20 protein-coding genes are annotated in these 23,826 nt (G+C 43.7%); 10 read left to right on the forward strand and 10 right to left on the reverse strand.

The annotated features are described in order from the left end of the window. The first annotated feature begins 19 nt into the window (after positions 1-19). Positions 20-604, forward strand: coding sequence for a sugar O-acetyltransferase (locus QQ041_RS10980; RefSeq protein WP_146491115.1), 585 nt, complete (start codon positions 20-22; stop codon positions 602-604). Positions 605-725: 121 nt separating this feature from the next. On the opposite strand, the gene QQ041_RS10985 is transcribed toward QQ041_RS10980, so the two are convergent. Beyond that, on the reverse strand, positions 726-1,559 hold the full coding sequence (locus QQ041_RS10985; RefSeq protein WP_285953925.1) for a hypothetical protein: 834 nt from the start codon (positions 1,557-1,559) through the stop codon (positions 726-728). A gap of 37 nt (positions 1,560-1,596) precedes the next feature. Then, positions 1,597-2,220, reverse strand: coding sequence for an HAD family phosphatase (locus QQ041_RS10990; protein ID WP_146491117.1), 624 nt, complete (start codon positions 2,218-2,220; stop codon positions 1,597-1,599). Positions 2,221-3,303: 1,083 nt separating this feature from the next. On the opposite strand from QQ041_RS10990, the gene QQ041_RS10995 reads away from it, so the two are divergent. The 3 genes from QQ041_RS10995 (at position 3,304) to QQ041_RS11005 (ending at position 8,064) form a co-directional block, all read left to right on the forward strand. Beyond that, positions 3,304-4,068, forward strand: a complete 765-nt coding sequence (locus QQ041_RS10995; RefSeq protein ID WP_086714731.1) for a transcriptional regulator — start codon at positions 3,304-3,306, stop codon at positions 4,066-4,068. Between the two features lie 263 nt (positions 4,069-4,331). Beyond that, a complete protein-coding gene (gene ygjK / locus QQ041_RS11000) occupies positions 4,332-7,022 on the forward strand; it encodes an alpha-glucosidase (protein WP_285953926.1) in 2,691 nt (896 codons plus the stop codon). 334 nt (positions 7,023-7,356) lie between these two features. Continuing rightward, positions 7,357-8,064 carry a GntR family transcriptional regulator gene (locus tag QQ041_RS11005; RefSeq protein ID WP_146491119.1) on the forward strand — a complete coding sequence of 236 codons (708 nt, stop codon included), beginning with the start codon at positions 7,357-7,359 and terminating at the stop codon, positions 8,062-8,064. Between the two features lie 120 nt (positions 8,065-8,184). Here the strand turns inward: QQ041_RS11005 and QQ041_RS11010 are convergent, their stop codons facing one another. Continuing rightward, positions 8,185-9,279 carry a carbohydrate porin gene (locus QQ041_RS11010; protein WP_146491120.1) on the reverse strand — a complete coding sequence of 365 codons (1,095 nt, stop codon included), beginning with the start codon at positions 9,277-9,279 and terminating at the stop codon, positions 8,185-8,187. A gap of 754 nt (positions 9,280-10,033) precedes the next feature. Next, positions 10,034-11,233: an enolase C-terminal domain-like protein gene (locus QQ041_RS11015; RefSeq protein ID WP_004732372.1), complete on the reverse strand. Its 1,200-nt coding sequence runs from the start codon at positions 11,231-11,233 to the stop codon at positions 10,034-10,036. Positions 11,234-11,493: 260 nt separating this feature from the next. On the opposite strand from QQ041_RS11015, the gene QQ041_RS11020 reads away from it, so the two are divergent. From QQ041_RS11020 to QQ041_RS11030, 3 genes are all read left to right on the forward strand, one after another. After that, a complete protein-coding gene (locus tag QQ041_RS11020) occupies positions 11,494-12,927 on the forward strand; it encodes a PTS transporter subunit EIIC (protein ID WP_055319980.1) in 1,434 nt (477 codons plus the stop codon). 106 nt (positions 12,928-13,033) lie between these two features. Further along, entirely contained in the window at positions 13,034-13,990 is a 957-nt protein-coding gene (locus tag QQ041_RS11025; protein ID WP_285953927.1) for a sugar kinase, read from the forward strand. Positions 13,991-14,005: 15 nt separating this feature from the next. After that, positions 14,006-14,635, forward strand: a complete 630-nt coding sequence (locus tag QQ041_RS11030) for a bifunctional 4-hydroxy-2-oxoglutarate aldolase/2-dehydro-3-deoxy-phosphogluconate aldolase (RefSeq protein WP_285953928.1) — start codon at positions 14,006-14,008, stop codon at positions 14,633-14,635. Positions 14,636-14,722: 87 nt separating this feature from the next. On the opposite strand, the gene QQ041_RS11035 is transcribed toward QQ041_RS11030, so the two are convergent. The 6 genes from QQ041_RS11035 to QQ041_RS11060 all read right to left on the reverse strand — a co-directional run bounded on the left by QQ041_RS11035 (position 14,723) and on the right by QQ041_RS11060 (position 20,959). Beyond that, positions 14,723-15,874 (reverse strand): M20 aminoacylase family protein, encoded by a 1,152-nt coding sequence (locus QQ041_RS11035; RefSeq protein WP_060980735.1) that lies wholly within the window; start codon positions 15,872-15,874, stop codon positions 14,723-14,725. A gap of 24 nt (positions 15,875-15,898) precedes the next feature. Beyond that, a complete protein-coding gene (locus QQ041_RS11040) occupies positions 15,899-16,861 on the reverse strand; it encodes an EamA family transporter (RefSeq protein WP_229633406.1) in 963 nt (320 codons plus the stop codon). A 3-nt stretch (positions 16,862-16,864) separates the two neighbouring features. Beyond that, positions 16,865-17,860 carry a DMT family transporter gene (locus QQ041_RS11045; RefSeq protein WP_048662517.1) on the reverse strand — a complete coding sequence of 332 codons (996 nt, stop codon included), beginning with the start codon at positions 17,858-17,860 and terminating at the stop codon, positions 16,865-16,867. An 80-nt stretch (positions 17,861-17,940) separates the two neighbouring features. Continuing rightward, complete coding sequence (locus QQ041_RS11050) at positions 17,941-18,903, reverse strand: DMT family transporter (protein WP_052879296.1); 963 nt, start codon at positions 18,901-18,903, stop codon at positions 17,941-17,943. Between the two features lie 26 nt (positions 18,904-18,929). After that, positions 18,930-19,700 carry an aspartate/glutamate racemase family protein gene (locus QQ041_RS11055; RefSeq protein ID WP_017068125.1) on the reverse strand — a complete coding sequence of 257 codons (771 nt, stop codon included), beginning with the start codon at positions 19,698-19,700 and terminating at the stop codon, positions 18,930-18,932. 95 nt (positions 19,701-19,795) lie between these two features. Further along, positions 19,796-20,959, reverse strand: coding sequence for a Xaa-Pro peptidase family protein (locus tag QQ041_RS11060; protein WP_048662519.1), 1,164 nt, complete (start codon positions 20,957-20,959; stop codon positions 19,796-19,798). 342 nt (positions 20,960-21,301) lie between these two features. On the opposite strand from QQ041_RS11060, the gene QQ041_RS11065 reads away from it, so the two are divergent. The 3 genes from QQ041_RS11065 to dpaL all read left to right on the forward strand — a co-directional run bounded on the left by QQ041_RS11065 (position 21,302) and on the right by dpaL (position 23,687). After that, positions 21,302-21,979, forward strand: coding sequence for a PAS domain-containing protein (locus QQ041_RS11065; RefSeq protein WP_285953929.1), 678 nt, complete (start codon positions 21,302-21,304; stop codon positions 21,977-21,979). A gap of 22 nt (positions 21,980-22,001) precedes the next feature. Next, on the forward strand, positions 22,002-22,385 hold the full coding sequence (locus QQ041_RS11070; RefSeq protein ID WP_004732389.1) for a RidA family protein: 384 nt from the start codon (positions 22,002-22,004) through the stop codon (positions 22,383-22,385). A 123-nt stretch (positions 22,386-22,508) separates the two neighbouring features. Beyond that, positions 22,509-23,687 carry a diaminopropionate ammonia-lyase gene (dpaL, locus tag QQ041_RS11075; protein ID WP_285953930.1) on the forward strand — a complete coding sequence of 393 codons (1,179 nt, stop codon included), beginning with the start codon at positions 22,509-22,511 and terminating at the stop codon, positions 23,685-23,687. Positions 23,688-23,826 lie beyond the last annotated feature (139 nt).

Genomic DNA, 23,826 nt, shown 5'->3' on the forward strand with positions numbered 1-23,826 from the left:
TCTCGGAAAGTGGGTAAGCATGAGTAATACAAACGTTAAAACTGAACTAGAAAAGATGCTATCTGGGCAAGTATATGATGGTGCAGACCAAGAAATTGAAACCGTGCGTTCCAATGCCAGAAAGTCGCTAATGGCTTTCAACAGCCACCAAGACCCAGACCAGCAACACACATTGCAAGAGCAGCTATTTGGTAAGGTTGGTAGCAGCAGCTTAATCCAGCCCCCTTTTCATTGTGAGTTTGGCAAAACCATCGAGATTGGTGACGACACCTTCATCAACATGAATGTGGTGATGCTTGACGGCTCCAACATCAAAATTGGCAACAATGTATTGGTGGGACCAAGTGTCCAGTTTTACACTGCCTCTCACTCACTGAACCACCTCAGTCGTCGCAAGTGGGAAACTTTCTGTCTACCTATCGCAATCGAAGATGATGTCTGGATTGGTGGAAACTCGGTGATTAACCAAGGCGTGACCATTGGTGCTCGCTCTGTGATCGCAGCCAACTCTGTGGTCAACAGTGATGTACCACCAGACTGCTTGTACGGCGGCACACCAGCAAAGCTGATTCGACACTTGAATGCCGAACAAGCCCACGACTAAACAAGCAAGTTGCGTATCCAAATCTAAAAACAAAAAGAGCCATGTTTCAATAACATGGCTCTTAATCTAATAAACAGCGTTGTTCTATCGTACGATTAACTTTCTACACAGTTCATCTCATTCACTGCTCTGAGGCCTGTAATGGGCTCCGATCTAAAGCCTTCTCATACTCGCTTTGTGGTGAACTAAGATAGGTATTTTTCACAAAACCCTTCCACCCTGAAAATAGCGACTCTATCGGCTCATTCGTTATTCCAGATACATCACCGTTACTCTTTATGAGCTTGATAAAAGCCTCCTCCCCCCAAGAACGCTCGATAAACTCACCGATGGTATAACCGACTTCATAGATTGTTGAACCACCATTAGGGTTGATATATAACTCTTGAACAAGCCCATCAAAACGGGCTTTGATGGCATTCCTGTTATTCATGTGGAACCAATAATCTTCAGATTTATAGATAGCCACCGCTTCCCACAACCAACGAGGGTTATTCGCAAAATTGGGGTTGATTTGAAGTGTCAGTAAGTGCACAAATTCATGCAATGCTGTTCGTTGAATTTCACCACCAAAATAAAGCAGCCTGATTTCATTACTTTTAGGCTCGATGTAGCCTGTAGAAAACGCATATCGCTGTCCAATGCTACGCTCTTGCTCATCTAAGTAGGCCTTTTGGCTTTGCCATACTCTCACTGTTATGACCGGTATTGAGTCCAGGCCGAAGCTCTTCATCAAAGGAGCCTGCTTGAGTAATAGCTCGTTGTGAATACTTGGAATTATCGCAGGTGAAGTTCCATCGTAAAGGACAAACTTGAACTGTCCTTTATCTGATTCATAGCAACCATCACATGCTTGCTCACCGCGAATTTGAAGCACGAAAGCCACGACTAAAACCAGCACCGACATGGTCAAAAACAAGAATGTAACCATAGACTTAGGTGGGTATCTTTTCATTTTCTACATCCTCAAATTTAACTCATTTGCCAAGGTGTCAATCTATTAAATTAACGCCAAGCGCCTGCAAGCTGTTTTCACACTGAACGGCATCAGTAAACTGGATAGCAGCCATACCCACAGATCTCGCACCTTCAACGTTATAAGGCATATCATCGAGGAAGACGGTTTCTGAAGCTTTAAGCCCATAATTAGATAAAAGCGCTTGGTAGATTTCAGGTTGTGGCTTAAGCATACCAAGCTCAGCGGAGACTGCCGCACCATCAAACAACGCCCAAAATTGATAGGTATTTTTTAAGTAATCAACAATCTCGACCACATTGTCGGTAAGCGCATACACACCATACCCAGATCGCTTTACACGCTCGATGAGTTCAACTGAACCGTGCAGTAAAATCTGCGTTTGCTTAACGTAATAAAACAAGCGTTCGCACTCTAACGGGGATAAGTCGAGTTCTTGTTGATAACGAAGCTTGGCCTCACTTTCGGTCAAGAATCCTTTGTTCAAATCCAACCAAATCGTGCTTTGGAAAATAGAACGAGCTCGAGACTCCAAGTCTTCAGTATCACCAAAAGTAAGACGGGCAATTTCCAGAGGTGCCCAACGCACAATGACATTGCCCACATCAAACACCACATTTTTGATTTCATTAGAACTCATACATACTCCCGTGATCGCCATGTTATTGATGGAAAAAAGACACAAAGTGCCACGCATCAAGATTCATAGCGAACGTTTATAAATTAAAAGTCTCGAGTAGAATATACAACCAATAGAGTACAAAAAAGACCATCATTACGACGGCCTTCTCAATATTCACTAACGAGTCAATCATCAACATAAATCAGCTTCAGATGGGAATATGGTCGGTGCTTTATAAGCGTTATACGTTTATGTCATCACCTGCACTCTTTTTGTTCTTTTTCCATTGAAGCGGTGTTATCCGTTCGATCGCTTAAACGCTCATATAAATTGTGAGGCATCTGCGTATCCCAATTGAAGCGTAATATCTAAGATCGAATAATCTTGCTCTGTCATAACCCGCTAGCGAATTCAAAAGACAAAGCCATCTAAAAGCACTCACCAAGTTAAGAAATGAAAACTTAGCCATGTAGCTCGCGACTCAGAAAGCTCAAACATTCAAAGCACGTCCTATTGGATGTGCTTTTTTCTTATCTGCTTGCAGGTAATCTCATCCTTCCGCCTATCAAGCAAAGAGAGAAAGGTGAGATACCAAGTAATTTTAAGATCGAGTAATAAATAGGATAAATATATAGGAAGTTTGGGGAATAACTATATAATATGATTACGCTTCAATAATTACACTCTCCATTTAACTAACCTCCTTACTCCTTATAACAATATTTTTACTGGTCACCTCCTCAATAAAATACCAGTTAATCAAGAATACTTTGTGATATCAATCTAGACTAAATTCCCAAGTACAACTTATTGATACTTCCCACCCAACAAATTAATCTCTCGTAAGAAAATTTTTACTAAAAACCGATATGAACTTAATTTTACGCATCAAAACAATTATACTCACCCCCATACTGATAATGAGTTAAACGTTAGTAACATTGAGTAAAACTTGTTCAATAAACAACAAGTAAAATTCTCAAATTTGCAAAACTCAACTCATAGTTAATATTGAAAATATTTGGAACCAAAATCACAAGGGTAGGATTCTCTTGAATTTATTATCAGGGATGCTGACAAAAATAGAACAGGCATTGTTAGATGAATAATTCTGCAACGTATTTACTTGCTGCTTTACGAGAAAAAATCAAAGAGAAGGGGATTTGTTATTCCGATCTCTCTGCTGGGATGGGAATTCCTCTCTCAACCATTAAAAGACAACTGCACAACACGTCTTTAGGGCTGGATAAAATACTCTCGTACGCGACTCATTTAGATACTGACTTAGTAGAATTATCTATGCGAGGCAAACAGTTACAGCAAGAGAACGAACAGTTTATTACTGATATAAATAGTGAAATATTCCATCAATATCCGTACTTGTTTGATTTTTTGTATCTATTGCGACGAAAAAAATGGTCACCACAAGATATTGCCAATAAATATCAACTGAGTCATACGTCAGTAGCCATATATTTTCGAGCATTAGAAATGATGGACTACGTAGAATTAAAAGGCGAAGATCAATACCGCTTCAAAGATCAAGGCCGTTTTATTTTTGAAGAAGGTTCTAAGCTTGATACGTTGTTTGCTAAGCGCTTTAGAGATGAAGTATTCAGCCATGACGTGCGCCCTCCGATCTGTATAGGACGCATTGCTATTACTGAAGAACAAGAAGAGAAGCTGGCGAACGAGGTGTACAACAAACTGATTGAGTTTGATGTACAAAACAAGAATGGAGAAGGCAGTGAACGGCTCAGAAATGTGTTAATGACCTACACACCAGGCAATCAGATATTTCTTTCTGATACGATTCCAAATATTGACGGTGAATTATTAAAAGCCATATCGATGGCAAACGAATAATGATTAACACGCACTAATAACAAATTATATTTGATTGAGAAAGAATCTAGTCGTAATCCATCAAGGCTACAATATTATTCAATAATTAATAACTTGTTATTTAAACAAGTTGAATAAAGAAAGAATAGACGCAAATAGCGCTCTTTTCTCATACCAATAAGTGAAATAAATAAGGCTGAATCTTCTTCACGAAACTCGGCAGGGCATGCCTCGACCTTTTTTCGCCTGATCAGATTCAAAAACCAATAAATGAAGGATATAACATGCAGTTTAAAACGTCTTTATGTGCGATTGCTGTCGGGGTTGCTCTAACACTAAGCGGATGCAATAGTAGTGATAATAGCTCGAATGTGGATGCTCCACTTAAAGCAACCGAATTCCACAACACCATCGATCGTGCAGGTGTACCAGTGGCGTTACGTGATTTGCACGGCGGCCACCTGCGCTACATTCCAATGTTCGATAACGGCTCATGGCATGGCCACACGTTAGACACCAAAGGTGGTGAAATCACGCTAGGTGGTACAGCGCTATTGACCGAAGAATACGTATCATTCATGGCTGCACGTTTTGACCGTTTGGCTCTGACTGTCGACGGCCAGCCAATGCCGCTAGAACTGACAAACGCATACTCACAACCAGGTGCGTTGATTCAAACGTATACAGGCGATAACGGTATCGAAGCCGAGCTAGAAATGCGTTTTGTGACTAATCGTACTTCTCTTGTAAAAACCACCATCAAAAACCCAAATAAGCTAGATATTCAAGGTGAATGGGATGGTGAGTTGATGCAAAACTATCGTGCGGATGATGGCACGGCATACAAGAATGAAGACAGCACAGTCCGTAGTGTTGAAGAAGCTTACCCAACTTACTCCCGTGAAATTACAGCGACAGACAGTGGTGTAGAAGTCTCTTTTGGCGCAGTTCGTGATTCATGGTCATTGTTGACATCTGGCGATTCAAAGTTCGAAGTAACGCGTTCTATCAAACCAGAAACTTCTACCATCAATGACGACAAGAAAGGTTTCGTGCAAACGGCCTCTCTAGGTGATGGCGAAGAGATCACGTTATACACGGCTTACACTCACGTTCAAAACACCAAAGAACAAGCGTCTGAGTTTGCAAAACTGGATAAAGTGATGGCCGATCCAAAAGGTTACATGCACGATTCAGCAATGCGCTGGGAAGAATACCTAGAAAACGGTCTCACCAACGATGCGGCTTCAAAAGAGCATGAGTTTGTTGCAGTAAAAGCAATGGAAACATTGAACGCGAACTGGCGTGGTGCTGCGGGTGCGATTGACCACGACACAGTTACGCCTTCCGTTACGGCCCCTTACTTCTCAGGCAACATGACATGGCCATGGGATACGTGGAAACAAGCTTACGCAATGTCACACTTCAACCCAGATGTAGCGATGGAAAACATTCGCACTGTATTCCAATACCAAGTGCAGTCTGATGATCCAGTCCGTCCTTGGGATGAGGGCTACCTACTTGATGTCGTGACTTACAACCTACCAGCTGAACGCTGGGAAGGCATGTCTGCAGAATACAAAAAAGTGTTCCCTCAAGCGACTGATGGCCTGAATTGGAACGAACGTAATACTAAGCCATCACTGGCTGCATGGGCTGTTTGGGAAGTGTATACGGCACTGAAAGACGAACATAACCGTCCCGAAGAAGCGCAGAAGTGGCTAGAAGAAATGTATCCGAAGCTAGTGGCATTCCACGATTGGTGGTTACGCGCTCGTGATACCAACAAGAACGGAATACCGGAATATGGCGCAGCGAAAGACCCAATTCATACCGTTTTCGAAGATGATGTGAATAACGGTTCTTGGGGACCAGATGCGTTTGTGGACGACATGAAGTTCCAATATAAAGACGAAGCGAATGGCGATACGTGGATCAAAGAAACGAGTATCGAGAAGTACAATGAATTACTGACTTCTGGTGATTACACAGCAATGAGCATACCTGCGAAAGTTGCAGCGGGTTGGGAATCAGGGCGTGATAACGCAGGCGTATTCGGCTTTATCGACACTATCGATAACCTACAAGGATTATCTGAACAACCGACACAAGAAAAAGCGGAAGTGATAGACCAAATGGGTCGTTACGCTCATGACACTAATGGTTTCGACAATACGTATGACATCGCTATGGGCACAGACGGTTCAGTGGTGACTTACCTCGATGATTCAGTTGAGAATATGAACAAGCTGACTCAGGCGAAGAAAGATTGGGAAGTGAAGTTCAACGAGAACACAGACGATTCAAACAACTTATCAGGTTATTCACTGATGCAAGAGTCAGTAGATCAGGCCTCTTACTGGTACTCAGACAACCTATACCTATCGCAAATCGCCGACGTACTGGGTAAAGCAGACAAAGCCGCTGAGTTTGCAGAAAAAGCAGCGGACACCAAAGAGTACATCAACCGTTGTATGTACGATGAGTCAACGGGCTTCTACTACGATATCGAAGTAATACCAAATGGACTCCCTAATCAATGTGCAGGTCCGGTGTTGGTGAAACGCGGTATGGGTCCTGAAGGTTGGTCACCGCTATTCAACAACGCAGCGACGCAAGAACACGCGGACAAAGTCGTGGAAAACATGCTAAATACTAGCAAGTTTAACTCACCTAAGATTCCGCTAGGTACGGCATCAATGGACAACCCGGCTTACGGCCCAGATATTTACTGGCGTGGTCGCGTGTGGCTAGATCAGTTCTACTTTGGTGTGCGCGGTATGGACAACTATGGGTACGGTGTAGAAGCGCGTCAAATGGTCGACAAGCTATTCCAAAATGCGCAAGGCCTAACAGAAGCCACCCCGATTCAGGAGAACTACAACCCAGAAACGGGTGAGGTTCAGGGCGCGAATAACTTCTCTTGGAGTGCAGCGCACCTTTACATGTTGTACAACGGTTTCGTGGGCAAATAGCAGCCACACTCATTAGATATTAGGCGTTGCAGATGATCCCCCTAGCATCTGCAACCGCTTAAGCCTCTTCAAGTCAGGTTTAAAAGTCACAGTAAATGCTGTGGCTTTTTATTATCTGCTTGCCTAATACCTCTATCTCCCCCTTATCTAATCGAGAAAGAGAATGAAGTCACACCCCTAGATATAACCCTCGAATTCACCCTCCAAAACACCCTATTTCTCATCATCTAATCAGCCTTCTATGTTAGAATTATCGGCTAGTTCGGAATGCGCTGAGTCTCTGATTTAGTTAACTATAATTTAATCACCATGAGTGCTTTTTTAAGTTTTTAGAATGAAAAAATATGAATTAGTTGTTCAAGATATTGTGAGCAAAATTTGTCAAAACAGTATCAGCCATAAGCTTCCTGCAGAAAGAGAACTGTCTGAAATATATGGATTATCTCGTTTCACGATTCGTAAAGCACTAGCCAAGCTAGAAGCTATTGGCATGGTGAAATCTAAAGTGGGTTCTGGTTACTTCGTCAACACTTCTCTCATTGGCACACCACTGGTGTACAACTCCATTACTGAAAACAGTTTTGAAGAGATCTCTTATAAAAAGCTCCAGCTAAATAAAGCGCTACCTAATAACCATGAACAGCAGATTTTTTCTTTAGACGACAATGACTACATTTGGAAAATTAGACGGCTTCGATTGATTAACAACAAAGTAGTTCAGATAGAAGAAGCCAAGATCCCTGTTAGCGTCTTTCCAGAAATGAATGCCGAGATCATTGAAAGTTCAATCCAGAAACATGCATTGGCGAAAGGCCTTCAGATCGATAGCTACTTAACAACGTATCAAGCGATCAACGTTTCTAAAGAAGATGCAGAGTTGCTCGGCTGCAAAAAAAATGCGGCAGCGATGAATATCACCAACCGAGGTTTCTTAGCATCGGGTGAGCTGTTCATCGTCAGCGATATCATTGACATCAACTACCAATGCACCTACCACACGCCTTTTAACAATGAGAGCATGAGCTTCCGAGACAAAAAGTAACAGTTTGATTTGTATTCAGCTACTTTGTCTTCCCACGTTTAATTTCTCTAGTTTCCGTATCTCCCTAAAAACAACAACCCGCACAGTGGCGGGTTGTCAGGAGAATTGAATCAACTGTTATTAGAATTCGTAGTACAAACGTACGCGAGCACCAAAATCATCGTCTTCAGAGAACGCAGATGTATTGGTCGTTTTGTTGTCGACCGTCGTGTAGTAAGTACCAAGAAGAACAGAGAAGTCTTGTACTTCGAGCACATTCTGGAACTCATAAGATGCGTAACCCGTGTTAACCGTCACATCACCTTTCGCCCATGTGGAATCATATTCGTTCGCACCATAGATGTAACCGATACCGAAGTTGTTATAAAGCGCGTTCAAACCCGCAGTTGCATTGGTTTCATCGACAGCATCTAAGTAAGCAAAGTTAGCGTTAACGCTCCAAGAATCATTAGACCAATTACCTGTTAGACCGTAGCCAGTTCGGTCAGAGATATCTTTACCCGAGGTGTCGACAACTGCATCGCTAACTAAGTTAGTTTCCATTGAGGCTGCAACAGTAAAATCACCCATTTTATATGACACAACCGGGCGAACAAGGAAGGCATCTTTGGCGTTGTCGTGGTCTACGTCCACACCATGGTAACTATCAGAGAACAAGTCAGAGCGATCGCCGATCATCGTTCCTACTTCGACATACAGATCCCCAAAACTTTGGCTATACATCAACTGACCATCAGAACCACGACCGCGAGCTTCTTTCATCTGGTACACATAAGCGCTGCCACCCGTATAAAGCTCATTTGAGGTATCACCTGAATACTCTAGGAAAACATCGAGGCCTACAGGGAACATATCGTAGGCTTCAAAACGACCCGCTTTGATCGCCCACCCGTCTTTTTTGCCGAACTCAAAGTAGGCATCATCGAGTGCGACATTGCCTGTGCTTTCAAATAGAGGCTGCGCTTTAACCCCAACATAGTGACCATTACTGGTGTACTTTTCGCCAGCGAACTCAATCAGAACTCGACCATCTTGGTTGAACTCTGCGTTACCATTATCATTCGACTCTCTATCTTGGTAGTTGAAGTTCAGCTCAACGTTACCACCAACAGAGAAGTTACCTTCTTCTGTATCAACAATGGCAATGCCTGCATGAGCCCCCATTGCAGAAGAAACTAAAACAGCAGCTAAAGACAGTTTGAATGTGCTTTTCATATAAACCCTAATATTATTTTATTGTTATTAGTTGCATAGCAACTTTTTGAATTTCAAGTTGAAATATATGGACAGTATTCGACTCGATTTCTAGGGCATATATTGACTAATTAACTCCTCACTCACAATATTATCCATCTGGAATTGCAGACCTAAATCACTGTTTTATATTTATTAAAATAACCTTTAAATTCAACACCTTAAATGTAAAACGCAAAGTTAAAAGCTAAAATAACCTCTATTGCACAACACAGGTTAAATAACAGTCAAACTTGGATGAATTTATAGCAATACGCTCAACTACTTAATTTAAAATCATATTAAACCGTTTTAATAACTATCAGGCTATTTATTTAAATTAATTAAAGGTTAACGAAGCCATATTATAAATATTAACAGTAATAATTAATGTACATCATTACTTTTCCATGAACCGATCAAATAAAACTTAAACTTAAACTTTTATCGAAAAGAAAACCCTAGTAAGTGGGTAAATTAATGTGCACTTATAATGAAGTATTTTCATGATAGTCAGCTTATTATTACTGAACTATTTAAAGTCAGTTAATTGAAGGCATGTGAGAGGTAATACTAATAGTTTGGATATGAAAATTCTGATTACTTGCTGATTGATTAGCTAGGCCGAAACAGCAACACATCGGGAACGAAGACTGACAAAGAAGCTAAAACTAACGATAAGTTTCAGACAAAAAAAATGGCCGCTATCTGCGGCCATTTTGGTTAACTCAATGAGTTATGGAGTGTGAATCGCGCCATCAGGAAGGCGACTTTGAGTCCACTCGTGGGGGCGATACATAACAGGGAACTCGGCAGCAACCTCTCGGTCGATTTCAACACCAATACCTGCGATTTCCGACGCGTATAAGTAGCCATTAATTGGCTCTGCAGCGTTCGGGAATACCTTGTGCGTATTCTCGTTGTACTCGACATGTTCTTGAATGGCGGCATTGTGTAAATGCACATTCAAATGCGTGTTTACCGCTGCACCAATTGGCGTCATATCTGGTGGGCAATGCCATGCAATACGAACACCAAAGTTCTGACATAGATGACCAAGTTTCAGAGCTGGTGTAATACCACCGATTTGTGAAACATGGCAACGGATAAAGTCGATACGACGATTCGCGATCAGAGATTTCCACTCTTCAGGGTTATTAAATAACTCACCTAAACCTAATGATACCGAGCTTTGGCTACGAATGTTATCCAACCATTCCGTTTGATTTGGCGGCAGAATATCTTCAATGAAGTACGGCTTATATTGCTCGACTTCCTTCGCAAATTGTATTGCCTGATTTGGGAAAAGGCGCTCATGCACATCGTGAAGAATATGGAATTGATTACCATATTTCTCTCTCAGCGACTTAAACATCGTTAGAGTATTGTCCATGTACTGATCTTGATCGTAGTACGAACCTTCAGTCGGGTTTTGAGTAGTATGTAAATCGGTTGGAACACCGCCATAGAAACCAAGCTGACAACGGATATGCTTGTAGCCTTTGTCTAGGAAAGATTCCACCAGCTCATAAATGCCTTCCATCGTGTCGCTAGTCGCGTGTGTGTATACAGGAATAGCATCACGAGACTTACCACCAAATAATTGATGTAACGGCATACCCGCCAATTTGGCTTTAATATCCCACAGTGCCATATCAACACCGGAAATTGCATTATTGATAACAGGGCCATTTCGCCAATAAGCGTTGACCATCATCATTTGCCATAAGTCTTCAATATTATTGGCGTTTTTACCAATAAGAATAGGTTTTAAATATTCATCGACCATTGTTTTTACAGCAAGCGGTCTTTGTTGGAATGTCGCACAACCAAACCCAGTCACGCCTTCATTCGTTTCAACTACCACGGTAATGAGATTGTGCCTGTCTGGTTTAGTAATAATACAGTGGATATCAGATATAATAGTTTCTTTCACAATTAAATAACCTAAACTTAAGTCAACTCCTATTATCTAACCGCTTTAAAAACCACATTTCAAGCGCTAATTTTGCGTAAAAATAATTGGTACGTTAAGTGATTTTTTTTGATAAACAAAACATACCAATTGGCCAAAAACGGTGAAAAAATAATTTTTCGGATTTTAAGTGTGATTGAGATCTCTTTTTACTCCGTTGGATTTAAATTGGTTGTCGTTATGATTGCTCGAGTTAAATATATTCCAATAACAGGTGTAGTATGCAAATGGTAGAAAAGAGTGATGCCGTTATTAATAACTCGAAGTCATCATCGAAGAAGAAAAATTTCAAAGAAAATATACAGTTATTAATCACTGCACTTGGTGGTGAAGACAATATCGTGAGTATCACGCACTGTATGACAAGGCTGAGATTCAAATTAGCAGACGAGTCTCTGGTAGACGAAGAGGCTATCAAGCAGATCGCTGATGTGAAAGGTGTGGTACTTCAACAAGGCCAAACCCAAGTCATCATCGGTGTTGAAGTAGAGAAGTGGTTCAACGCGCTATCAAACACTCAACAAGCTGACGCTAATCCGGCTGATGAGCTAGAGAAAGGCAAGCTGTTCCAGGGCGTAATGCGCATTGTCGCAGGCATCTTTGGCCCTGTCGTGCCTGCAATTGCTGGCGCTGGTATGTTGATGGGTCTGTTGTCTGGTCTTATTGCGACCAATGTTATCTCTGAAACCTCAGACACAGTTTATTTCTTCCGCTCAATCTCTGTTGCTGTGTTCTTCTTCTTACCTATGCTGGTTTCTTTCTCTGCAGCTAAAGTATTCAAAGTAAACGAATACATTGCGCTTGCTGTTTCCTCCGCAATGTTAGCACCCAAACTAGTAGATAAAGCGGCGATGCTAAAAGATGCTGGCGCTGCTCCTGAGCTGACGGTTCTTGGCGTAGTTCCGATTGAACTGCTCAACTACGGCGGCGCAATTGTTCCTGCGATTCTAGCAATCTGGTTATTGTCCAAAGTGACTCCGTTAGTTGACCGTCTAGTTCCTTCTTCTGCGAAGCCTGTATTTACACCACTGCTTGCTTTTACGGTAACTTCGACCATCACGCTATCATTTGTTGGCCCTGCTGGTATCTGGCTAAGTAACGGCGCGGGTTGGGTAATGAGTTCACTACTGGAAATCTCTCCGACGTTAACGGGCTTTGTGTTTGGTCTGACTCGCCCGATTACGATTGTGTTTGGTATTCACCACAGCATGACACCAATCAGCCTGAACAACTTTGCACTGTATGGTAAGGATTTACTTATGCCGATCATGTGCTTGGGTAACATGGCAATTGCAGGCGCGACAATGGCTATCTGGCATAAGCAACGTAAGACAGTTTCTAAAGAGCAATCTTCAATTACGATGGGCTCAAGTGTTACCGCTATCTTAGGCATCACGGAGCCAGCTCTATTTGGTGTACTAACGAAGTACACCAAAGCGATGATGACCGCGAGTTTGGCTGCTGGTGTATTCGGTGCAATCTCGGTAACAATCGATACGCACCTAACAAGCTACATTCTTTCTTCTGTCTTCAGCTTGCCGGCTTATCTTGCAGGCGGTACACAAAACTTTATCCAAGCGATTATGGGTGTGGTTGGTGTGTTTGTACTGTCTTACGTATTAACACTGTTATTCGTAAAGCTAGACAACAAGTAACACTTCCTCCCAACCTAATGGGAAAAGAAGCAACGTGGCTACCTTCCTTGTAGCCACGTTCCATCATTTATACCTAGCAATACCAATCTTTCTGTAAGGGCACATTATGAGCCACATTGCGATTATCGGCGAGTGCATGATTGAACTGAACGGCGCTCCATTTGGCACCATGCAGCAAAGCTATGGCGGAGACACGCTCAACGCCGCTGTTTACTTGAACCGAAGTGCCACCAGCTATGCTAACCAGACAGGCACTTCTGCGGTACGCACCAGTTACGTCTCAGCTCTAGGCTCAGACGCTATCAGCCAAGAGATGCTTAACCGATGGCAAGATGAAGGACTATCAACCGATTTCGTGCTGATTGACGAGCAGCGTTCACCCGGGCTCTATCTCATTCAACTCGACGATGTTGGTGAGCGCACCTTCCTGTACTGGCGCAACGATTCAGCGGCTCGCTACATGGTACAGCACCCCGATTTCGATAAGATAGCCAACCAACTTCGTGATGTTGATATGGTGTTTCTGAGTGGCATTTCCCTCGCGATACTGCCACACAGCGATCAGCTAAAGTTGCTCACTATCATCGAAGGCCTACGTGAACGTGGCGTTACTATCGCCTTTGATAGTAACTATCGACCAAAGTTGTGGAGCTCAGAGGCCGCAACTAAAGAATGCTATCTATTGGGCTATAAAACGACCGATATAGCCCTAGTCACGTTCGATGATGAACAACTGTTGTGGAGCGATCAAACGCCACAAGACACTATAAGAAGGCTGCATGCACTCGGTGTCAAAACCGTTGTTGTCAAGCTGGGTGCTGAAGGCTGCTTGATCAGCGAAAAACCCGAAAATGATCCCGTAATAATCACAACGACACCTGTCGAGACTGTGGTTGATAGCACCTCTGCTGGCGACTCTTTTAACGGCGGTTTCTTATCTTGCTATCTCGCTGGAGGTTCTATTGAAGAAGCTTGCCACCAAGGTAATGCATTAGCCAGATTGGTGATTCAACATCATGGCGCAATCATCCCAAAATACATCACCGACACTCTTTCAAACTGATATTAAGAAGCACACATGTCTACAATTAACGAACAGCTAAAAGCACTTAAAGTTATCCCTGTTATCGCCATTGATAACGCAGAGGATATTATCCCTCTAGGCAAAGTATTGGCTGAGAATGGGCTTCCAGCGGCTGAAATTACGTTCCGTTCAGACGCCGCTGTTGAAGCTATCCGACTTCTACGAGAAGCTCAGCCTAACATGCTGATTGGTGCCGGAACGATTTTGAACCGTGAGCAAGTACTCGCAGCAAAAGAAGCGGGCGCAACGTTTGTGGTATCACCAGGATTCAATCCAAACACAGTTAAAGCATGCCAGGAAATCGGCATCGATATCATTCCAGGTGTGAACAATCCAAGCACCGTTGAAGCGGCACTTGAGATGGGACTAACGACTCTCAAGTTCTTCCCAGCAGAAGCATCGGGCGGCATCAGTATGGTTAAGTCGTTAGTTGGCCCATACGGCGATATTCGGCTAATGCCTACAGGCGGTATCACGTCATCAAACATCGATAATTACTTGGCTGTACCTCAGGTATTAGCCTGCGGTGGCACATGGATGGTCGACAAGAAACTCGTTGCAAATGGAGAGTGGGACGAAATTGCCCGCCTAACACGCGAGATTGTTGAGCAAGTGAATCGCTAAGTAAACAGCCAAACTGTTCGCAGATTTGGAAATGCGTTACATACAAAAAGAGCGAGAGGTTAGCCTCTCGCTCTTTTTTTCATCAACTTACTGTGACAATTGTTGTTCTACCAAAGTCTTCCAGAACCCAACACCATGCTCCAGAATGTTATCGTTGAAATCGTAGTGTGGATTATGAAGCGCAGTGCCTCCACATTCACCAACACCATTCCCAACTAGCACATAACACCCTTTTACTTCGCGTAACATGAACGAGAAATCCTCACTGATGGTGAAGCGTTCACATGCTCCATTCACATTCTCTTCACCAACAACCGCTTGTGCTGCTTTCACTGCATGAGCCGTCTCTTCAGGCGTGTTAATCGTTGATAAGAAGCTGTTGTTGAAGTGGTATTGGTAATCAACACCTGCCGACATGCACTGGCCAGCGACAACACGCTCAATCGCTTTCTCAATTTTATGCAATGCTTGATCGGTAAAGCTGCGAGTGTCACCAGAAATAGTCACTTGCGAAGGAATCACATTCACGGTGCCATTGGTAACAAAGTTAGTCACCGAGATAACCGCCGTCTCATCAATGGCGCTCAAATTACGCGAAACGATGGTTTGCAGTGCTGTGACCACCTGAGCTCCAACAACAATCGGATCGGTTCCCATGTGTGGCATCGCCGCATGGCCGCCCGTTGCTTTGATCACAATTTCAAAACTGCTTTCACTTGCCATAAGCGAGCTTGGACGAGTCACAAATTTACCTTCAGGGATACCCGGTAAGTTATGCATAGCGTAAATTGCATCCATATTCCAACGAGTGAACAGGCCATCAGCGATCATCGCTTTCGCTCCTGTGCCTCGCTCTTCATCTGGTTGGAAAATGAAGTATACAGTGCCATCAAATTGCTTACTGGTTGCTAACTCTTGCGCCGCACCCAGTAGCATCGCGGTATGGCCATCATGTCCACAAGCGTGCATCGCTCCTTCATGTTTTGAAGCGTGACAAAAAGTGTTCTGTTCATGAATGCGCAGCGCATCCATATCCGCACGTAGACCAATCGAGCGATCGCTTGTGCCATTTTTCAGAATTCCAAGCACACCTGTTCCGCCAATACCGCGGTGAACTTCAATGCCGAACTCTTCGAGCTTGTTCGCTACAAATTCAGATGTTATGAACTCTTCAGTACCGAACTCTGGGTACTGATGTAAATGGCGGCGCCATTCTGTAACGTTGGCAATGTTAGTCATGGAAACTCCAATAAATACTTAAAATTAATTTGTTAAAACTGTTTTAGATGTCATCTCGCGGGACTTGTTGGATGCAGCAAATAGCATCATTGCCACAATAATCAAGCCAACAGCCAGCGCCCTAAAAGGTGTGATGGGTTCTCCAAACACCAAAACAGCGATGAAAAATGCAGACATAGGGATGAGGTTTAAAGCCATACTGCTGCCTTCAACACCAACACGCTCTATGCCGTATATGTATGCGATGTAGCCCAGCCCTGATACAAAGCCACCCAGCACAATAATGCAGAGTAACGACCAAGAAGGGCGAATCACTAGTAACAGGCTTGGTACATCAAGGCCTGAAACCAGTAAGTAAATGAAAAATCCAACCGCCGCAAAACCAAATTGATAATGCATGGTGCAAGTTGCACCGTATTTTTCTGCAAGCTGAGCGCGCAAATGAGTCACCGACGCAAAGCTCAGCACACTCAATAGACAAATCAGGTGCCCGATGTTTACTCCTCTATCTTGAGACGTAAACGGAGGAGCTAGCACTAACATGCTGACGCCAACCAAAGCGATTCCGCTAGAGACGATTTGCATACGAGTAAATCGAGCGCCGTAAAAAAGCTGACCTATCGCCAAGATAGCAATGGGAACAAGTCCCTGAATAACGCCATTTTCTGACAGTGAAATATAGTCCAACGAGAGAAACGAAAGAAAGCTAAACAAACCTTGGCCAACGACACCACATACCAACAACTTGAATAGATCGCTCCGATTATCCCAACTAAACGCCAACTTCGGTTTGCTTTGAGTTTTCTTGTGGATCATTGCTGAGAAAATCAGGACTAAAGATAAAACAAAGAATGCCATCATGTAGCGTAGCCACACCAACAATCGCGCATCAATGGTTTGTAATGGCAAGGTAGCTAATGCGCCCTCAGAGCCCCATAACAACCCTACGCCTATCGCTGCCATCCAACCTTTAGTCACTGATTTCATCACTTAGCTCGCTTCTGGTGTTGCTTTTTTATCGCAAGCTAAATTTTCTGAAGATTGTTCTTCCTGCTTTGTCTCAAACTTCGTGAACACGTAAAGTGCGACCACAATTAATGAAACAACGATGGTTTTGCCCATTGCCATCTGTTCGCCAAGTGTTAAAACCGCCACTAAGTAGCCAACCAAAGGCATGAGATTTAATGCCATCGTTGCCTTTTCGACACCGATACGCTTGAAAGAATACAGTTGAATAAGGTAGCTACCGCCAGAGATACCCGTACCTAAGAAAATAAGCAAAGCAATTAACAGCGGGCTAGAGAAGATAATGTAAATCTGAGATAGGTCTAAGCCCATGGTCAATACAACGATGATGCCCATTACTGCAACTGAGATGTATTGGTAAAGCATAGAAACAACTGAACCGTATTTGTCCGCTAAACTAGCTCGTAAGTGAGCTGTCCACGCTAACGCCAGCATTGAACACGTCACGTAAACGTAACCTAGTAGTGGCGTACCACCTTCAATGGAGTTTGTCGGACCAACACTCATTGCGTAAATACAAACCGCCGAAGCAATAAAAGCACCCCACTGAATCTTGTTCATGCGGAAGTTCATAAACATCATGCCAAAGAAAACCGTCGCGAACGGCTGCATGCCTTGAATAACACCGTTTTCAGTCGCACCAATGTGAGAAAGAGAAAGGAAGTTGAACAGTGAAAACACCCCTTGTCCAACGATGCCACAAAGCGCAATGCGACCAATATCTTTGGTATCGATCTTTAACGAAGAACCCAAGTCAGCGCTCAAGCTTTTACTACGTGATGTAAAAAAGAAAATGATGGAAAGGCCAATTACCGCAGTAACGTAGCGGAAAAATACCAATGTCATAGGGTCAACAGCCATAGAAAGCGGCTTAGAGACCACCCCAGTTACGCCCCAGATACAGGCAACAGCAATGGCAGCAGTCCATCCTAAAAATGTGTCTCTGTTTGTTGTGTTCATCTTTCTATCTTCCATAATTTTTAGGTAACGGCGGTGCGCACACCGCCTTGTTACTCATAATTTTATTTAGTGGTTTTTCGCTAGTTAACGTCTGTCGCCGTTTTCAGCTGAGGCGCTTTTTTCTTCGCCTTACCAAACTTCATGAACAACATCATTGAGCCAATAACGACTGCAATCGCTAGTAGTCGCATTGGCGTCACCGCTTCACCGAGAGCAAACACAGCCAGGACGAAAGAAGACAGAGGCATCAAGTTAAGTGCCATACCCGTTCCGTCTACGCCGACTCGTTCCATTGCATAGATGTAGATTAGGTAGCTGATACCTGAAATACCCACACCCAGAATTGCAATACAAGCCATACGAAGTGGAGAACTGAAAATACCGAGAGCTGAAGAGAAATCGGCGCCGACAACCAGTAGGTAAAGACCGAAGCCAATTGCCGCAAAAACAAACTGGTGATACATCGTCGCCACTGAACCATATTTCTCAGCAAGCTTGGCACGAGCGTAAGCCATCGTAGAGAAGCTCGCGGCACTACCCAGACAGATCAAGTGACCAATGTTAAACCCGCTGCCTTCAACAGAAGGGTCCATGACCAAAATAGCGACACCAACGAAGGCGCCAACAGCTGCCAAGATTTGTAGTGGTGTAAAACGCTCGCCGTGGCGAAGGAAACCAACACACAAAATGATGATTGGGATAAGGCCTTGGATCACGCCGTTTTCTGAAGCAGTAATGTAATCAAGAGATAGGAACGATAGAAAACTGAAAGCACCTTGACCAATAATGCCGCAACATGCCGCCCAGAAGATGTCGTGTCGGTTTGCCCAATTAAGTTTAAAATCGACTTTTTTCTGTGGTTTACCCATCGCATTGCTGACTTGGATAATCACAAACAGCGTAATGAAAGCGACGGTATAGCGAACCCATACCAAGACTTGTGCATCCATTACTTCTAAAATAGGTGTCCCTACGATCCACGGAATACCCCAAAGCATGCCAATGAAAATGGCAGCTAACCAACCTTTAGTTGTATTACTCATCTTAAAATTCCTTTATTCATTGGTTGCTATTGATTTAGCAATTGTCCGTAACCTGGACATTGAGCTTTGTTGCCGACTAAGTGCATGCAGTGCCAGAACATCGCAGAGTTGCTGCACACGACTGGGATACCAAATCGATCTTCAATCTCTTGAATGTGGTCAAGAACACGAAGGTTGGTGCAAGACATAAACACCACATCGGCACCAGAGCCCGGCAACATTTTGCTCAACGCTTCCATCATCGATTCCTTTGAAACCGTCGTGATGTCAGTGTCTTTCTCAATGCCAAGTGAACCTAAAACAGGAACTTCAAAGCCAGCGGCAGTCAGTTGTTGATAAAGAGGGAAATTCACTTCGGTTGGGTAAGGGGAAAACACGGCAACTTTTTTTGCACCCAAATGCTTGAATGCGGCTTGAGCAGCTGTCCATGGATTGGTTGCGGGAATATCACCGCGATTTTGAGTAAGAAGATTGGCGACTTTCTCTTCACCAATAATGATAGAGGCTGAAGTACAACCAAACGCCATGACATCCATCGGTAAACCCGTCGCTATCAGATCTGATGCTTCACTGATCCCAACCGCAATTTGGTCGAGCGCTTCTGGAGTCATTTCGCTGCTGTAATACACTCGGGAACTAAATACCCCTGCTTGTGTACCCAGTAATTTTGCCCAGTCCATCTCTAAAGAGTGATCAGTACTTAGTTGTACTAAACCGATATGAACTCGACCAATTCTTGGTGCCTGAACGTGCTGTAATGGGATTTCAAATTGTCGAAACTGTTCTATTGTTTGCATGAGAAACTCGTATTTTTATAGTTTTTATATGCTGACTCCAGAGTCCAGAGTCAGCTTTTGTAGGGTGTTAAATTTGTAAGGCGTTAAATTTTGAGCTAAATAATGATCAGTTCTGGTTCAGCTCGTTCGCTCAACCATTCAGCGCCGTCTTCAGTGATCACGATGTTCTCTTCGTGAACCATCGACTTACCCGGCGCGTAAACCATGCCCGGTTCTAGTGTCATCACCATGCCTGGCTTAAGTACTGTGTTGTCGGTAGCCGTGTTAGACGGGCGCTCTGTCAGCTCCATACCTAAACCATGACCAAGACGACCAACGTCGTTACCCAATGCACCATTGGCTTCTAATACTCCCCACATCGCGTTGTAGATGTCCGTCGTGGTTGCGCCCGGTTTCGCAGCCTCGAAGCCTTTAGTTGTTGCTTCGTAAGTAGCGCGGTATGCCGCTTTGGTTTGCTCACTTGCATGACCAAATGCCCAGTTGCGGTCGAAATCAGAGAAGTAACCATCACGCACGGCACCCGTATCGATGATCAACACGTCTCCCGGCTCTATGATGCGGTCGGTTGGGCCCATGATGATGCTGTCGTAACCGTCAGGTCCTGAGCCTGCGATGATGTAAGGGCACTCATCAGCCCCTTCTAACAACATATCGATACGGAACTGTTTACAGATTTCTCGCTCTGTCATGCCTGCTTTGGCATACCCAGGAATTTTGCTAAAGCCCACATTGGTAATGCGGCAGATTTCGCGCGTTTTCTCGATTTCAGCTTGTGACTTGATCTGACGAAGTTCATGCATTGCTAAAGACACATCAACAAAGTCTTTCTTAACCATGGTGGTTAATTTCAAGTAGTTGTTCACAGGCATACGTAGATGAGATTCAATGCCCAGCGTTGCGCCTACTCGGCCATGACGACAAGGCAGAGAGTTCAATGCGCTAGCAACTAAGCTAATGCCATCATCTTCAGGACGAGGAGAAGGCCAAGTAATAATGTTGTCGACCCATGTTCCCGCCATACCACTTGCTCCGATTTCAGGAACAATCGCAATCGGCTTTCCTTCTGCAGGAACGATGACAAACCATGGACGAGTTGGGCTATGCCAAAACTGAGTGTGGAAGCCAGTGAAGTAGCGAACGTTTGGCTCGGTTGTGAAAATCATCGCATCCAGATTCATCTCATGCATGACTTTTTGAGCGCGTGATGTTCTGTGTTCAAACTCAGCTTGTTCAAAGCCGCGGTTTAGGTAGTTAGTCATTGGAACCTCTAATTATTGTATTTAGGTAGGCACTTCTGCTGCTCTTCACAACCAGTAACCAACCCTATAGTTCAATTTTGTTTACGTTACGCTGAGCATCTTACTGACATTTCAGTTAAATAATGTGACCAAGATCTTAGGGTTAACTATAGTGACCAGAAACCTTCTAAAACTGGAAATATTGTTGATTACGATCAATTTTGGGTACTTATTTGTAACTTTAGGCTTGTGCAGGGAGCGGATATATAGTCTTATAGTTACATAAAGTTAATTGGCAACTTGAAATACATCGATTAACCAAAGATAATGAAAGGCAATTAAAGTTAACAACAGTGGTCTAAAATGAACGCATCAGCATATAAATCGTTTAACGTTGAATTCACCGGCAATGATAGAGAGCATCTCGCACTGAACTTTCGCTTAGCCGAAACCATTGCCGACTTTATTGGTCCGCACTGTGAGGTTGTGATTCATTCATTTGAGAGCTTTGAAAAGTCGGTAGTGAAGATAGTGAACGGCCACCACACGGGTCGAGAAGTAGGGTCACCTATCACCGATCTAGGGCTGAAAATGCTGAGTGTGTTTGAGAGCACTGGTGAGGTCACGCCAAAGAGTTACTTCACCACCAGCAAAGATGGGTCACTGCTTAAATCTACGACCTGTGTGCTAGCTGGAGAAAATGGCAAACCGATTGGGCTGTTCTGTATCAATATGAACTTGTCTCACCCGTTTCCTGAGATCATAAAAACTTTAATGCCAGACATGGCTCATGCCCCTGTGGGTGTGCATGAGAACTTTGGAGCTTCAACAACAGAAGTGATTGAGCAAGCGCTTGAGCACGCTATTTTTGAAGTCGACAACGATGAGTCAGTCAACTTAAAAGGTCGAAACAAAGCCATTACCAAGCTATTGCTTGAGAACGGTATTTTCGAATTAAAAGAGGCGACAGCATTCGTATCTGAGCGTCTTGGTATTACTCGTCACGCTATTTACAAATACATCCGCGAGTTTAGAGCATAGAAATCCTATAAAGAGAAACGAAATGAAAACAAAAATCCATACAGATCTAGCACCAGCAGCAATCGGCCCTTACTCTCAAGGTATGGCATTCAAAGACCTAATCTTCACTTCTGGTCAATTACCGCTTGATGCAAAAACAATGGCGTTTGTTGAAGGTGGCATCAAAGAGCAAGCTCGTATGTCACTAGAAAATCTAAAAGCAGTTTTAGAACAAAGTGGTGGTTCACTGGATACCGTTATTAAAACCACATGTTTCTTATCTGATATGGAAAACTTCGTTGCATTTAACGAGGTGTACACGGAAGTATTTGGTACAGAGAACGCACCGGCACGCTCTTGTGTAGAAGCGGCTCGTCTACCAAAAGACGCATTAGTTGAAGTTGAAGCGATCGCTTACATCAAGTAATCACGAACCGCTTTAATTGAAGACGTATAGCTTAATCCAATAACGTGAAGCTATAACGAAAAAACAAGGTCATTAAGCATCTTTGATGGCCTTAATTCCTCTGCCTGTATCTAAGTGTGCCCTATGTTAAAACTATCAAAAAATTCATTCTACACTGGTCAAGTCTGCGAACTGTTTACCGCCTCTCAAGCGCAACAAGCGCGTGAGTTTCACCGCCAGATCGAAGGCTACCAACCCACTCCACTCGTGTCTCTTCCACATCTTGCTAAACAGCTTGGTGTTAAGGCGATCCTCGTTAAAGACGAATCAAAACGCTTCGGTTTGAATGCATTCAAGGTGCTCGGCGGTTCTTACGCTCTGGGTCGCCAATTGGCAAAGCACCTTGGCATTGATATCTCTGAGATCAACCTTAAAACGGTAGCTTCAAAACTAGAAAAACCACTTGTTTTTACTACAGCAACCGCAGGCAACCATGGTACAGGTGTCGCTTGGGCAGCTCGTGAAATGGGCCAAAAAGCCGTGGTTTATATGCCAAAAGGTTCATCTCAAGCAAGTGTTAACCGTATTCAAGGCCTAGGCGCCGAATGTATCGTGACAGAAGTGAACTACGACGACACGGTACGCATGGCGAACCAAACCGCTCAAGACAACGGTTGGATGCTAGTTCAAGACACTGCATGGGATGGTTATGAAGAGATCCCAACGTGGATTTCTCAAGGCTACATGACAATGGCAGATGAAGCGGTTGAGCAAGCTCAAGCATTGGAGTTCGGCGCTCCAACTCACGTTCTTCTGCAAGCCGGTGTAGGCGCAATGGCAGGTGGTGTGTTGGGTTTCCTTGCAGATAAACTGGGAGCTGACACCTTTGAAACCATCATTGCTGAACCTGCGGCGGCAGATTGTATTTTCCGCTCTGGCGAGAAAGGCGAAATGGTTAATGTAACGGGCGAGATGCACTCCATCATGGCGGGCCTTGCTTGCGGTGAACCAAACCCAGTAACGTGGCCTGTACTGCGCGATTGCAGCAATCACTTTGTTTCGGTTGACGACAATGTTTCAGCAACGGGTATGCGTATCCTTGGCAACCCACTTAGTGGTGATGAGCAAGTGATCAGTGGCGAATCTGGTGCTATCACACTTGGTTTACTTTACACGTTATGTCGTGAAGGTGCAGACCAAGCAGTGCGTGATGAGCTAGGTTTAAACCAAGACGCAACCATCATGCTATTTAGCACTGAAGGTGATACCAACCAACCGCGATACCGCGACATTGTTTGGAACGGCTTACACCACTCTAGCTAACGAAAAAGACTCCACAACTCTAATCACAAAGCCACAGCATATTGAACTGACCCCCAATAGTTGGACACCAATTATTGGGGGTCTTTTTATGTCCAAATATAGCCGAGAGCTAAAATGTATCATTGCTAAGCAATACTTA

Origin of the sequence: Vibrio sp. TMPB1044 (assembly GCF_030442075.1) — a bacterium.
GTDB classification, from domain to species: domain Bacteria; phylum Pseudomonadota; class Gammaproteobacteria; order Enterobacterales; family Vibrionaceae; genus Vibrio; species Vibrio satsumensis.

Coding starts and splice junctions, on each gene's coding strand:
- QQ041_RS10980 (WP_146491115.1), top strand. CDS start 20: ATGAGTAATACAAACGTTAAAACTGAACTAGAAAAGATGCTATCTGGG.
- QQ041_RS10985 (WP_285953925.1), bottom strand. CDS start 1,559: ATGAAAAGATACCCACCTAAGTCTATGGTTACATTCTTGTTTTTGACC.
- QQ041_RS10990 (WP_146491117.1), bottom strand. CDS start 2,220: ATGAGTTCTAATGAAATCAAAAATGTGGTGTTTGATGTGGGCAATGTC.
- QQ041_RS10995 (WP_086714731.1), top strand. CDS start 3,304: ATGAATAATTCTGCAACGTATTTACTTGCTGCTTTACGAGAAAAAATC.
- ygjK (WP_285953926.1), top strand. CDS start 4,332: ATGCAGTTTAAAACGTCTTTATGTGCGATTGCTGTCGGGGTTGCTCTA.
- QQ041_RS11005 (WP_146491119.1), top strand. CDS start 7,357: ATGAAAAAATATGAATTAGTTGTTCAAGATATTGTGAGCAAAATTTGT.
- QQ041_RS11010 (WP_146491120.1), bottom strand. CDS start 9,279: ATGAAAAGCACATTCAAACTGTCTTTAGCTGCTGTTTTAGTTTCTTCT.
- QQ041_RS11020 (WP_055319980.1), top strand. CDS start 11,494: ATGCAAATGGTAGAAAAGAGTGATGCCGTTATTAATAACTCGAAGTCA.
- QQ041_RS11025 (WP_285953927.1), top strand. CDS start 13,034: ATGAGCCACATTGCGATTATCGGCGAGTGCATGATTGAACTGAACGGC.
- QQ041_RS11030 (WP_285953928.1), top strand. CDS start 14,006: ATGTCTACAATTAACGAACAGCTAAAAGCACTTAAAGTTATCCCTGTT.
- QQ041_RS11035 (WP_060980735.1), bottom strand. CDS start 15,874: ATGACTAACATTGCCAACGTTACAGAATGGCGCCGCCATTTACATCAG.
- QQ041_RS11040 (WP_229633406.1), bottom strand. CDS start 16,861: ATGAAATCAGTGACTAAAGGTTGGATGGCAGCGATAGGCGTAGGGTTG.
- QQ041_RS11045 (WP_048662517.1), bottom strand. CDS start 17,860: ATGAACACAACAAACAGAGACACATTTTTAGGATGGACTGCTGCCATT.
- QQ041_RS11050 (WP_052879296.1), bottom strand. CDS start 18,903: ATGAGTAATACAACTAAAGGTTGGTTAGCTGCCATTTTCATTGGCATG.
- QQ041_RS11055 (WP_017068125.1), bottom strand. CDS start 19,700: ATGCAAACAATAGAACAGTTTCGACAATTTGAAATCCCATTACAGCAC.
- QQ041_RS11060 (WP_048662519.1), bottom strand. CDS start 20,959: ATGACTAACTACCTAAACCGCGGCTTTGAACAAGCTGAGTTTGAACAC.
- QQ041_RS11065 (WP_285953929.1), top strand. CDS start 21,302: ATGAACGCATCAGCATATAAATCGTTTAACGTTGAATTCACCGGCAAT.
- QQ041_RS11070 (WP_004732389.1), top strand. CDS start 22,002: ATGAAAACAAAAATCCATACAGATCTAGCACCAGCAGCAATCGGCCCT.
- dpaL (WP_285953930.1), top strand. CDS start 22,509: ATGTTAAAACTATCAAAAAATTCATTCTACACTGGTCAAGTCTGCGAA.